Raw genomic sequence first — 14178 nt, 5'->3', positions numbered from 1 at the left:
CCGTTATCGCATGGATGCGATGGTTTTAGGCTAACATCCCCTAAGAACTCCTTTCCGATTCTGTGACATCCGCCGGAGGCTTTAACTTCTTTCAGCGAATGTTTGACACCCGCTGAAAAGTAACTTTAACCTGCATTCATCTCACCACCTATAGAGATGGGAGACTTCTACTGAAAGAAGTTAGAAAGAATACTTTGGTTCAGTGGAAGATTGTGACGACTGTAAGCGTTCTTTGCGTTCAAGCTCTTGTTCTGTCATCGCAGTAACTTCAGCTTCCACAGCATCCTCAATACCGAAAATTTGTTGGAATAAACGTAACTGTTCATTTGCTTTTGGTGAATTTGCCATTTCCTTAGCTTGTAAAATTGGTTCTTTTAACAATTGATTAATAATAGACTTTGTATGCTTACTTAAAATTTTACGTTCTCGATCCGTTAAATCTGGCATTTTATTTTCGATACTAATCATTGTCTCTTCTTGAATATGATTCGCTTTTTTACGTAAAGCCGAGATGACAGGGACAACGCCAAGAGTCGCAACCCAATCTTTAAATTGCACAACCTCTTTGCCAATCATTGAAGAAATATCAGCTGCAGCACGTTCACGTTCAGCTAAATTTGCTTCGACGATACCTTGTAAATCATCTATATCATATAAGAAAACATTTGGTAAATCTCCAACACGTGGATCAATATCACGTGGAACCGCAATATCTACCATAAATAACGGTTTACCTTTACGTAAACGTTCAACAAATTGCATCAATTCATAGTCAATAACATAATCTGTTGCACCTGTAGACGTAATTAAAATATCCGCTTCCAGTAACGAACATTGTAATTCCTTCATAGATTTTGCTTCACCGTCAAATTTAGCTGCCAAACTTTCTGCTTTTTCGAACGTACGGTTAATTACGGTTACTTTTCCTACACCGCTACCGTAAAGATTCTCAATAGCAAGTTCTCCCATTTTCCCTGCACCTAAAATGGCTACATGTTTACGTTGTAAAGATCCGAATATTTTCTTCGCTAGTTCAACAGCTGCATAAGAGACAGATACCGCGTTCTCACCGATAGCCGTTTCATTATGTGCACGCTTCGCGAATGTCACTGCTTGTTTAAATAGCTGATTGTATACCGTTCCTGTAGTTCCAATCTCTTGTCCACTTAAGAAACTTTTTCGTACTTGTCCTAAAATTTGAGTTTCGCCAAGTACCATAGAATCAATTCCAGCTGTCACGTGGAATAAATGCTCAATTGCCTCATCTTCTTCTCGAATTGTTAAATACGAAGAAAATGTCTCCACAGGCAGGTCGAACCAATTTGCTAAAAATTGTTTAACAAAATGACGTCCAGTATGCAATTGATCAACCACTGCATAAATTTCTGTACGGTTACATGTCGAAACAATAACATTTTCTAATATACTTTTTTGTTGTTGTAGCGCTTCCATTGCCTGTGGTAGTTCACTCTCTATGAATGATAACTTTTCACGAATTTCAACAGGCGCTGTTTTATAATTCAAGCCTACTACAATGGTATGCATGAATAACACCTCTCACGTTCTAATTGACAAATCTCATTATAGCACAGTTCGACAAGAGTTCATCAATAATTTGTGAACATGTCATGAAGAACTGTAATTCGTCATCTACATTAGAATTATTATAATCTAAGTGTAACAAATTATACGTTCGGTTTCAAATTTATTGTTTGTCCAGAAATTTTATAAAGAATCAGGATATATTGTTTAACTATCTTCATCTACTTCTATTTTAATTAGAAGACAATGATTTCCACTACAGGCTACTCGCTTTCCCGCGGGAGTCGAGTAGCCTTCCGTTACAATCATAAAAATGGGCATAAAAAATATATACTATTAATAGATTTTAAAACAGCCCCATTGTTATTAAAAAAAATAGCATTGCTAATTTATTTTTAACAAGGCTAGTTTCACTGTTTTATTTCAACGAATCTCTGTAAAACGAACAGCAAAATTTTTGTTCTCATTTAATAATTAATAGAATTGGCTATGTCTACTAAAGTTTCTGGTGTCGCTTTATTTGCAACTCGTTTATCAATACTTAGCATATACTGCAAATTGTCTCTATAGAAAACCAGTACGTTAAAACCTGCAATATTCATATAGGTTGCTATATTTCCATTTTTTAATTCAAAAGTGTTCAATACATATTTCTCTCTTAAAGGCAATTTATACTTTAGTGGACGAATGTCAATTATATAGTGATTTTCAGATGATTGATCATTTATAAATGTCACTTCAAATACATCATTGCCTCCATTTTTTGAATCGGTAAACCGTCCAAAATGATGCGTAAAATTTATTGGAGGGACTCTAAGTGGTAGCTTTAGTTTTTGGCTCCTGTGATAACCCATTCGTGACCAACTTCGTGTTGCTGCCGCTACGTTAGCACTACGCTTCCGCACAAAAAACATCTGTTTGCCTAAGCATCTCATCGGACACGCACATTCGGAACGGAAATCAACCCCACGTTTTGGTGAATGCTATAGTTTCTAAAATCAAAAAAAGCTGAACTAATGGTTAGAATTAGTTCAGCTTAAAAATAACTTTTATCTATTAATTTGTAATCGCCACGGTTTTTGTAGCTATAATTTTACCGTCTTTATCGTATGCTACGAACTCTATATCGTTATTAACTTTGAAGTCCTGCATTGTTTGAACTGTTTTTGTTAGCATGTAAACACTATCACTACGCTTATTCAGTTCAAATTGCACATCTCCACTTAAAGAAGGGAATCGTACATTAACCTTTGCAACATTTGAACAATTGCCATCAATTCTTGCATTCATTGTAATATTGCCTTTGCGTAAAGTAACTGTCGCTTCTTCAAATAGATTTTCAGGATTCACGCAACTTGACGACGAAGTTTTACATAAAATTGAATCAATAATTTTTTGGAAAACTTGATGTAATTGTAAGTTATTGTTTGCATGGTAATAAGTACCACCAGTTTCAGTAGCCAGTTGCATTAAAATTGCATCATTGACTTGTGATTTTTTACCCATACTTACAGTGTAAACCTTAACTCCTTTATTTTTTGCATCGTTCAGCACTTTTGTCATTTTCGATTTACTTGTTTTACCATCGGATACGACAATTATAGATTTTGAGGTTTTCGAGTCATTGGAGAATTTAGACAGTGCAATGTCTATACCTGTAAAAATATCTGTGGCACCCTTCTCTTTCGATGCTTTATATAGATCCTTTTTCAAGACGTTGTCTGTACTGCCCTCTCCAAGAACTGTAGCTTTTGTATTTGTTTCAATTACAATATTATTTTTAGCCTTAATTTGATTGATTACTTCTAGCATTTTCTTACCGCGGTAATTTGTTTGGTCAGTTGCTTTCATGGAAGAAGAGTAATCAACTACGTAAGCGACTTCTGTTGCTAATGAACAAGAATTTTTACTAAAGTAAGGGTTTGTGAAAATGTCCTTTGTAATTGTTTTATCTTTTAAATCCTTTAATATTGTTGCATAACGAGGATCTATTGAATTTACTAATGTTGCTTCAGCTTTAGAATTCCCGTAAATAACTGAGTCAAAGTATGCTACAGCTGTCCCTGGGCTTCCTGTGTTATTTAAATAATCCGAAGTATTTGTCACGAATGAAGCTGTTTTCTCAACACCATCAAACTTAATTTTTACTGTTCCTTGGTAGTCAGTAATAATTTCTCCACCTGGTCTTACTAATGTAACCATTACCTTAGTATAACGATCTTTACCAGACGGTCTTGATGCTTCATCCGCACTTTCCTTTAATGCGTCCACTCGTTTTTTATAAGCTTCTACTTGACCGAGCAATTTACCACCTTGGTATTTTAATAATACTGTTCGATCATAGTTACTCAAGCTTGTGAAAATAGCATAAATTTTCATGACACTATCATAATGCTCAAGCGTCAATTTTTTTTCGTCTGGCAAATAACCCATAAGTTGAATAATAGAACCGACTGGATTAATGTTCTCAACCTGTGAGGCAATCGCATCATCAATTCCTTGAATACGATAAATTGGACGCCCATCATCTGAAATCATATACATAATTTCAATCGTATCTTTAATAGAATCCTTCAAGCGTTTTTGAATAATTTCTTCAAATAACCAAACTGAAATGTTATAGTTCTCAAACTGCAATATAGCATTTTCATAGCCTAATGCAGGGTAATTTTTATCACTACCACCATATTGTAAATATTTATTTTCAACATTTCCTAAAGTATTCGTTACATTCGTTTGCTGTCCAATACTAAATAGCTTTTCTTCTGTATCAATCCAATGAACGTTAACAATATTTTCAGTAAAGAACTCAGGTAATTTTTCATACGGTACATATGGAGGTGTTACATTTCCATTTTCATCATCCGTGTTTGCTGGATCATACACTTGATAATCAATGCGCATTTCCGGCTGAGGTAAGTAACGGACATGTGCATTTAGTTTTTCGCCTACAAGACATTTCATGCCCGGATCTGTGTTGTTAATAAGTTCAAATGTAATTGTGTCACGTACAGATTTTGTTATTTTTGGTGCTATCACAATCGCAGAGACAGTAGAGCCATCTGATTGTACATTTCGAACAGCTTCGCCAGATGTGTCAACGATTTTCGCACCATATGATGAAGTTACACGGAATGTATACGATTTATCATCAGGTATTGGATCACCATTACAAGCTTTTAAAGATACAGTAATGAGCGTTGAATCTTGGTCATTTGCGATTAAATCTGGTTTTTCAACATCAATACTTTGTAGAGCATTATTCACATACTCTGGTCCAGTAAAATCATTATTATTATCCTTTGGCTCTTCAAATTCTGCGTTGTTTGAGCCCATGAAGCCTGGAGGCAATGTGATTTTATCGTTATCACGCCCTGCTGTAGCACGTTTTAATCCTATTACAGCAAAATTGCCGTTTTGTACACTGCGATATAAAAATTCAGCAATATCTCCACGAGTTAGTTTTGTAGAAGGATTGAAATCCGCAAATGTCTTTTTACCAGTGCTTCCTGTAGAAATATCATTTGTGTATAAATATTGAACCGCCTGTGGCTCATCTAAATCTAAGCCTTTAAATGCAGCATATATACGCGCAAATTGTCCTCGTGTAACAGCTTTCGAACGATTGGCTGTTGTGTAAGTACCGTTAAATGGTAGATAAAAATCGCTATAGAAGTTATAAGCGACGCTGTCGTTATATGTTAATGCATAGTTCTTATCGAGCTTTGCAAACATTACAACAAGCTCTCGATCAGTTATTTGCTCATTAGGTAAAAAGTTATTAGCGCTATTCAACGCGAGTAAATCATTATCGACTGCCCATGAGATAGCTTTGTATTTACCGTTATTTGTTGGTACATCATTAATTGTCGTAGCGGCATGAGTCACAGCTGGCGTTGCTGTCATCAAGACTAATACGAAACAAAGCAGGGATAGAAATGCTTTTTTGGCATACGTCATTTATTTTTCAGCCCTTTCTTTAGTTAAAGAACAATATGTCATCTCGATAGTTTTGTTTTAAGTCACTTTCCAAATAGTTCAAGAAACGTTCTAGCACTACTGATGCTTGTGCTCGCGTTAATGGTTGATTTGGATTAAATCGACCTGTTATAGGGTCACCAGTCATTAAACCTAATTCATTTGCAATGTATATTCCGTCTTTTGAATAGTTAGGAATTTGTGCATCATCCTTAAACTTCGTAACATAGCCTGGATCTGGCGCATTATTTTCTAGCCCTAATGCACGTACAAAAATCGTAGCTGCTTGAGCTCGAGTAATTTGATTGTCAGGTTTGAAATACTCTGGCGTTACACCTTTAATAATTCCTTTATTAAACGCAGACTCAATATAAGCATAATCTTTTACCGTACGTTTAACATCTTTGAAAATACTAGTACCTGATGTCGATTTTTTCGTTTTCGGTTCTTCCATAACACGTAAGTCAACCGCTTTACCAATCGCCGTTGTAAAGTCAATACGCTTCATAGGTGTATTTGGTGAGAAGAAGTTACTTGCATCAGAGTAAATACCTAAAGAGTATAATTTTTCAATAGCGCCTTTCGCATAATGATTTGATATATCACGGAACTTAGGTATGATTAAACGTTCAATTGTCGGCATGTATTCTTTATCTAAATCAAGAGTGCCTTTTTGCCCAGAGGCTAAATCATACGTATATTCAGAAATAACATCCTTTTCACTTACTACTGCATACCCACCATCAAAGCTACCTAAACTTCCTAGGTTTTCTTCATAGTTTAGTACACGTGATTTGCTTGTAGATAAACGATTTTTCACATGGCTTGTCTTACCGTCGCTATAATTATAAACAGCTTCTGTTATTTGTGTTTCTGTTGCTCCCCAGAAGTTTTCATAGCCAGCATGACGACTATCAGTATCAATTGTTACAGTATTTTTGACTGCATTTTTTCCAGTCCCAGTTTGAAAGGCATACGTTTTTCTTGAAATCACATTACCAGAGTAATAATCAGACGCTGCACGATTGTCCGTTACAGTCCCTTGTGAAAATTGGTAATCTTCCAATGTATACGTTATTTTCCCAACAACAATTTTCTCCGTATACTTTTTCACTACACCATTCGATGTTTTTTGACCAATCGTAGCATAATCTACAACATCCGATTCATAGGCCATATTTCGTGTTAATGTAGCACCGTTACTTGCCGTTAGCTTTAAACTATATGTTTCAGTTAGCTTTCCTTTAGATTCTTTTTGTGTGATTTTAATGTCTTTACTAGTGCCTTTAAATATAATCGGTGTTCCTGTAATGAAAACAGCTTCCTCATATGTATATTCATTTTTTACAGCACCTGTTGTTTCTAATGAAGCAGCTGCTGCATTTTTGGGGATAGTAGCTCCAATAACAAATACAGCAAGAACTACTAACATTATTTTAGATAAATGTTTTCGCATTCTTTTTTGACCCTCTCTTTCATTCCATACATATCCGCATCTGGAGCTGTCAATAATGTCTTCAACAAAATAATGAGATGTGTCGATCAATCATTTTATCTACTACATTCAGCAGAAGATAGGCTTTCATAGGCAAATAAATCCTATGAATAAACTTATAATCAACACACCTAAAAAATTTAAGGTTAAAATCTACTCGTCTTCTACTCGTAGGGCGACAATATTTTTCATCATAAGCAAGCTCTAAGTTCGCTAAAGCTGAATACCTTCATCGTGAATATACTCGTAGAAGACTCATAGACTTCTAAATTCATTAATCAACTAATATTAAATGAGCTTTGACAAAACGATCTGATAAGACTACTAAACGATCAGAAGGTTTTAGATCAGATGCTTGAATAACTTTACCAGCTTTAATAATTGTAGCTTGGTCAATATTCATATCAACCATTTCACCAGCTTCATACCAGCGACCATTTTGCCATTGACTAACGCTCTTCACATTGATGACAGCTGGGTATTTCGATTTAACTGACTGTAATTTACCAGTTAACATTAATGGTGCAACAGGCTTCGCTTTATTAAGAATATGAAGGGCTTGCACATGACCATCCTTCACATAGAAGTATCCATATTCTCCTTCATATAAATGAAGCTCAATATCAGGAATGACACTATAAATTTTGTTACCATCATCCACTATTGCCTTCGTAGAATTACTTACAGATAGTACAGTACGATCTGTTTTCTTGAAGACATTTGACTCGATCTTCATCGCATCATCAATTTCGATTAAATAGCCATCTGATTGTGATAAACGTCCATAATATAACTCATGACCTGCTAAGTTTGGTGACATAAAGCTATCACTAGTCACTTGCACAACTTGGGCATAATGATCACGTGCAGCACCGTCCGAAATAACAAAGGCTGTACCATAAGCCAATAAGCCAGTTGGTTCAATTAAACGACCATTTCTAATTAAAATCGTTCCATCGTGGAAGTATACTGTACCAGCAGATTTAAGTTTTAATAATTGATATTTAGCATCGACAGAAAGCATTGGCTCATAGTAAGTTCTCTCGTTGTTTTTCAAGACAACAATTTTTTCAATCACTTCTTTACCAAATTGTTTCACTGTTGCATAATAGGCTTCACTACCAATATAATTTTTCAACTGACCTTTATCAATTTTAGTATTTCCAACATAGACCGGAACCTTCGATGAAAAATCCATCGTTGATAAAGCCGTTGTTGTATCAGATCCAAATTGCCAATTGATAAAAGCATGTTGATTTTTGACAGTTAATTTATTTGCATTGGCATTAACTGTCTGTATCTCACCTTTATACAGGTTTTCAACTAAAGTTCCTGTCTCACTAATGTCTACTTTTGTGACAATGGATGTGTTTCGATTTTTAAGGCTAAGCTTCACACGATCCCCCACATATAAAGCGCTAATATCGACAGCTGAGGAATTTTTTTGATATGCTGTATCTTTATTTATATAGTAAGTTGTTTCCTCTCCGATATCTGGCTTCAGCATAATGAATAGTCCATTTGGATCTATACTTGTCACTACTCCAGCAAGTGTTTTAGTATTTTGTGCAACTGTTGGAGATTCTGTTTCATTTGTAGAATTAGAAGTACCTCGAAGCTCAACAACACTACGAAGGGAAATTTCGGCTTCTACTTTCATTCCCATCTTAAAGCCTTCGATTGTTGTCACTGTATTATTAATATACAGGCGGGCACTATCGTTTATATTGTATGTAACTTGACGACCGCTTTCATTTTGCAAAGTAATTTTACTAAGCTTTTTTTCTATTACTCCGTTTGAATTTGTATATTCTGAAAATGTTACATCGACAAACGTTCCAGTCACCATTTGGGCAGCATGCGCTGTTTGAATTGATGAAAATCCGAGAACCGCTAGTAACACAATCATTAGTATGTATGGAATCTTCTTCAACAAATCCCGCCTCCTAAAAAAATGTATTAAAAATAGTATATCGTACTATTGGTAGTTTTTCCTATTCAAAAAGTTACATTTTAGTGCTTTTACTTTCTTATCAATTATACCTCAGCATAATTGCGTCCGGAATCTGCTTTGTGCTTGCACAAAGAACTCCTTTCCGATTCCGTGACATCCGCCGGAGGCTTTAACTTCTTTCAGCGGATGTTTGGACACCCCGTGAAAAGCGACTTAAATTGCTGAAAGAAGATAAATCTACCGATAGACACAAAGATAGAGGTAGCTTCCAATTTTAAGCTACCTTTACCTGTGTTTCATCATACTTGAACGTCAATTGTATGTCCTGCTGTCGGATGTGGAGCATCTAACATTTCAACTAATTGTTCTGTATTTTGCTGTTGCATCTCCATTGCTTGTTTCGTTACAGCTAGAGATACATTTTGCATTAAAGTTGCTTGATTCATTGCCATTGATAAAGCCGCGATATCCATCTAGTCCACCTCCTATTTAATTTATCGGTCAGATGTTTCATTCATCAAGCGATTCCCCCCATTTTTAATAAAAAAACATCTACTGTCCTAAATAATAGACTCAATAGATGTTTTTTTATTACATTTTATTTTCAATTGTACGCCACGCTTCTTCAAAACCAATCCCTTTTTCTGAAGAAAAGACAATAAGAGGATCATTCTTTTCCATGTCTAGCGTTTCTTTCACGATTTTTTTATGCTTATCCCATTTACCTTTTGGAATTTTATCTGCTTTTGTTGCAATGACAATACAAGGAATATTGTAATGCTTTAAAAAATCATACATCATACGATCATCAGCCGTAGGGGGATGGCGTAAATCAACAATTTGTACGACTGCCTTTAATTCATTACGCCCTGTAATGTAACGCTCAATCATTTTTCCCCATGCTTCACGCTCAGTTTTTGAAACTTTTGCATAACCATAGCCCGGTACATCCACAAAAAACAATTGCTCTTCAATTTTGTAAAAATTAAGCGTTTGTGTTTTTCCGGGCTTAGAAGAAATACGTGCTAAAGCTTTACGACCGATCATTCGGTTAATAAATGAGGATTTCCCCACATTTGAACGACCGGCTAGTGCAAATTCTGGCAGTCCATCTTCTGGATATTGGTCTGGTCTTACAGCACTTATGACCATTTCGACGTTATGGACTTTCATTTTCTTAAAAACCTCCGTCCAGTGCATGGGCTAATACTTCATCAGCCGATGACACTAGTTTAAATGTTAGTTGTTCGCGTACACTTCCAGGAATATCCTCAATATCTCGCTCATTATCTTTCGGACAAATAATCGTCGTTAAGCCAGCTCGATGTGCACTGAGTGTTTTTTCCTTTAATCCACCAATTGGCAGTACACGTCCACGTAATGTAATTTCACCTGTCATGCCGACTTCACGGCGTATTGGACGGTGTAAAATTGCGGAAACGATTGCTGTTGCCATAGTAATACCTGCGGAAGGTCCATCTTTCGGCACAGCTCCTTCTGGAACGTGAATATGAATATCATGTGTTTCAAAATATTCTGCATCCACTTTTAGCTCTTCCGTTTTTGTACGCACATACGATAAAGCGGTTTGAGCTGATTCCTTCATGACATCGCCTAGTTTCCCAGTTAGCTGCAATTTTCCTTTTCCAGGTGTTAATGATACCTCAATTTGTAATGTATCACCACCCACAGTTGTATAAGCAAGCCCAGTAGCTACACCGATTTGATTTTCCACTTCTGCTTGTCCATATCGGAAACGATGCTTGCCGAGTAAATCCTCTAATGATTTCGAGTTAACTGTTACTCGTTTTTTCTCACCTGAAACGATGATCTTAGCGATTTTACGACATAGGGTTGCGACTTGACGTTCCAGTCCACGAACACCTGCTTCACGAGTATAATAACGGATGATATCTACTACTGCTTCATCTTTAATAATAACTTGTGTTTTTTTCAAGCCATGCTCTTTTAACTGTTTAGGTATTAAATGGTTTTTCGTAATTTGCTCTTTTTCAATTTCTGTATAACCAGCAATTGAAATTACTTCCATACGATCCAGTAACGGCCCTGGAATTGTACTTAAATCATTGGCAGTTGCTATAAACAATACATTTGATAAATCATAAGGTTCTTCGATGTAATGATCACTAAATGTATTATTTTGAGCCGGATCTAAAACTTCAAGCATTGCTGCTGCAGGATCTCCCCTGAAGTCATTAGACATTTTATCGATTTCATCTAGTAGGAACACTGGATTAATCGTACCTGCCTTTTTCATCCCTTGGATAATACGACCTGGCATCGCCCCAACATACGTACGTCGGTGACCACGAATTTCTGATTCGTCACGTACCCCACCTAATGAAATACGGATAAATTTGCGATCCAAGCTTTCTGCAATTGAACGAGCTAATGATGTTTTACCTACACCCGGAGGGCCTGCTAAACATAATATTGGTCCACGTAACGATTTTTTTAACTGACGTACAGCTAAATATTCTAATATACGTTCTTTTACTTTTTCTAATCCATCATGATCACGATTTAAAATGTCCTCAGCATGAGCGATATTCATGCGATCCTCAGTCGCATTTGTCCAAGGTAATGATACGATCCAATCAATATAATTTCGGATTACACCACTTTCTGCACTAGCCGCTGGTAACTTCTCATAGCGATCCAACTCTTTAAGCACTGCTTCTTTCGTTGATTCAGGCATTCCTGTTTCGTCAATACGTTTTCGTAATTCAGCTACTTCGCCAGTTTTTCCTTCACGGTCTCCTAGCTCAGTTTGAATAGCTTTCATTTGTTCACGTAAATAATATTCTTTTTGCGTACGCTCCATGGATTGCTTAACTTTTGTATTAATTTTCTTTTCAAGATCAAGTACTTCTTGCTCGTCATGTAAACGAATAATTAAATGATCTAAACGCTTCTTTACACTGAGCATCTCCAATACTTCTTGTTTATCTGCAATTTTAAATGGTAAATGCGATGCAATGATATCTGCTAAACGACCAGGCTCTTCAATGTCTGCCACAGTACTAATGGTTTCAGATGTAATCTTATTGGAGGCTTTCGCGTATCTTTCGAAATACGTTAACAACGTACGCATTAAAGCCTGTGTTTCAACATCCTTATCGATGACTTCCTCTTTAACATCGATGTCAACAATCGTATATTTTTCTAACGCACGATAGTTAGACCATGATGCACGAGCTACACCTTCCACTAAAACACGCAATGTCCCATTCGGTAATTTTAGCATCTGTTTGACATATGCCATCGTACCAATTGTATATAAATCTTGCTCATCAGGCTGTTCATCATGAACTTCTTTTTGTGTTACCAATAATATCAGTTGGTCCTCTAACATTGCTTGTTCTAGCGCCGCTACAGAACGATTTCTACCCACATCAATATGTAACACCATCGACGGGTATACTAAAAGTCCACGTAAAGGCAATAATGGTACATTTGTTGTTTTTTGTATTGTTACCATGCGGGTATTCACCTCCGTCAAAATTTTCTTATACACTCCCGCGCTACTAGTATGTGTCTAAAAAGCTGATTCACACTAGTTAATCAATCGAGCCAAAAATTTCATCTAATTACAGTTGGCTTTATGTATGAATGAATAAAAAGCTGACTGTCGATATGTGCGAATATTGCACAATCGAAGTCAGCTAAATTACTCTTTATCTCATAACAATAGACAGCCACGTCTGTTCGTTATGCTGAAGTTTTTGTGTCGCTACCTTCATCGAGTTCAGTGCCATCTTCAAGAAGCAATTTCGGTTTTTCTTTATCCGTAATTGTTTTTGCTGTAATGATACATTTTTTCACGTCTTCACGTGAAGGTAGTTCGTACATTACTTCAAGCATTGTTGACTCAATAATTGAACGAAGACCGCGTGCACCTGTTTTCCGTTCAATTGCTTCTTTTGCAATTTCAGAAAGCGCACCTTCATCAAACTCAAGCTCAACACCATCTAGTTCAAGCATTTTTTGATATTGCTTAGCTAGTGCATTTTTGGGCTCCGTTAAAATTTGTACAAGCGCAGCCTCGTTTAATTGCTCAAGACTTGCAAGTACTGGTAATCGACCGATGAATTCTGGAATTAAACCAAATTTCAATAAATCTTCTGGAATCAACTTTGCCATAATTGAGCCTTCATCCATCTCAATTTTGTTAGGATCTGAACCGAAGCCAATTACTTTTTCACCCTGACGACGTTTAATAATGGATTCTATTCCATCAAAAGCTCCACCCACAATAAATAAGATGTTTGTCGTATCAATTTGTAAAAACTCTTGGTGAGGATGCTTGCGACCACCTTGTGGTGGAACACTAGCAACTGTTCCTTCTAAAATTTTAAGAAGTGCTTGTTGTACTCCTTCACCAGATACATCACGTGTAATGGATGGATTTTCAGATTTGCGTGCAACTTTATCGATTTCATCAATATAAATAATCCCTTTTTCAGCACGTTCGATATCGTAATCCGCTGATTGAATTAATTTTAATAAGATATTTTCAACGTCCTCACCCACATAGCCAGCTTCAGTTAGTGAAGTAGCGTCTGCAATTGCAAACGGAACGTTTAATATACGCGCCAATGTTTGGGCTAATAAAGTTTTACCGCTACCAGTTGGGCCGATTAACACAATGTTCGATTTTGCTAATTCTACATCATCAATTTTACTATTTGTATTAATGCGTTTGTAGTGATTATAAACCGCAACTGCTAAAGCTTTTTTAGCACGTTCTTGTCCTATTACATACTCATCTAAAATCGACAAGATCTCTTTCGGTTTTGGAATATCTTGAAACTCAATTTCTTCTTCAACGCCCAGTTCCTCTACAACGATTTCTGAACAAAGCTCGATACATTCATCACAAATATAAACACCAGGACCTGCTACTAGTTTACGTACCTGTTCCTGTGGCTTTCCACAGAATGAGCATTTTAAATTGCCTTTTTCATCATTAAATTTGAACAATATGTTTCACCCCTATTCAAGCAACAATCTTACAAGATTATTGAATCATTATCAAATAAATTGTCTGCATCCATTTACACCACGGCGTTTATGGTTTTAGATTTTAAAAAAATTTACTGCATGCATAGTACAGAAACACTGACATTTACCGCTAAAGCTGCTAATTATTCAGCTTGACAAATTTACCAATTATATCTTTTATTCC

9 protein-coding genes are annotated in these 14178 nt (G+C 36.2%); all 9 read right to left on the bottom strand.

Annotated elements, in window-relative coordinates:
* Window positions 1-180: 180 nt before the first annotated feature.
* The 9 genes from hemA to clpX all read right to left on the bottom strand — a co-directional run bounded on the left by hemA (window position 181) and on the right by clpX (window position 13973).
* A complete protein-coding gene (gene hemA, locus ACFVT8_RS01690) occupies window positions 181-1545 on the bottom strand; it encodes a glutamyl-tRNA reductase (protein ID WP_387082237.1) in 1365 nt (454 codons plus the stop codon).
* A 464-nt stretch (window positions 1546-2009) separates the two neighbouring features.
* Complete coding sequence (locus tag ACFVT8_RS01685) at window positions 2010-2477, bottom strand: hypothetical protein (RefSeq protein ID WP_387082238.1); 468 nt, start codon at window positions 2475-2477, stop codon at window positions 2010-2012.
* Between the two features lie 121 nt (window positions 2478-2598).
* Window positions 2599-5502, bottom strand: coding sequence for a vWA domain-containing protein (locus tag ACFVT8_RS01680; protein WP_387082239.1), 2904 nt, complete (start codon window positions 5500-5502; stop codon window positions 2599-2601).
* A gap of 19 nt (window positions 5503-5521) precedes the next feature.
* Complete coding sequence (locus ACFVT8_RS01675; protein WP_387082240.1) at window positions 5522-6976, bottom strand: S-layer homology domain-containing protein; 1455 nt, start codon at window positions 6974-6976, stop codon at window positions 5522-5524.
* Window positions 6977-7289: 313 nt separating this feature from the next.
* Window positions 7290-8948, bottom strand: coding sequence for a hypothetical protein (locus ACFVT8_RS01670; RefSeq protein ID WP_387082241.1), 1659 nt, complete (start codon window positions 8946-8948; stop codon window positions 7290-7292).
* 320 nt (window positions 8949-9268) lie between these two features.
* Window positions 9269-9442, bottom strand: a complete 174-nt coding sequence (locus tag ACFVT8_RS01665) for a YjfB family protein (protein ID WP_012295488.1) — start codon at window positions 9440-9442, stop codon at window positions 9269-9271.
* Between the two features lie 118 nt (window positions 9443-9560).
* Window positions 9561-10142 (bottom strand): ribosome biogenesis GTP-binding protein YihA/YsxC, encoded by a 582-nt coding sequence (yihA, locus tag ACFVT8_RS01660; RefSeq protein WP_132357011.1) that lies wholly within the window; start codon window positions 10140-10142, stop codon window positions 9561-9563.
* Window positions 10143-10146: 4 nt separating this feature from the next.
* Complete coding sequence (lon, locus tag ACFVT8_RS01655; protein WP_387082242.1) at window positions 10147-12471, bottom strand: endopeptidase La; 2325 nt, start codon at window positions 12469-12471, stop codon at window positions 10147-10149.
* Window positions 12472-12701: 230 nt separating this feature from the next.
* Window positions 12702-13973 carry an ATP-dependent protease ATP-binding subunit ClpX gene (gene clpX / locus ACFVT8_RS01650; RefSeq protein WP_053484851.1) on the bottom strand — a complete coding sequence of 424 codons (1272 nt, stop codon included), beginning with the start codon at window positions 13971-13973 and terminating at the stop codon, window positions 12702-12704.
* Window positions 13974-14178: the final 205 nt, after the last annotated feature.

The organism is Lysinibacillus sp. NPDC058147 (assembly GCF_042884205.1).
Taxonomy (GTDB): Bacteria; Bacillota; Bacilli; order Bacillales_A; family Planococcaceae; genus Lysinibacillus.
This window is presented reverse-complemented; position numbering and strand designations above follow the sequence as displayed.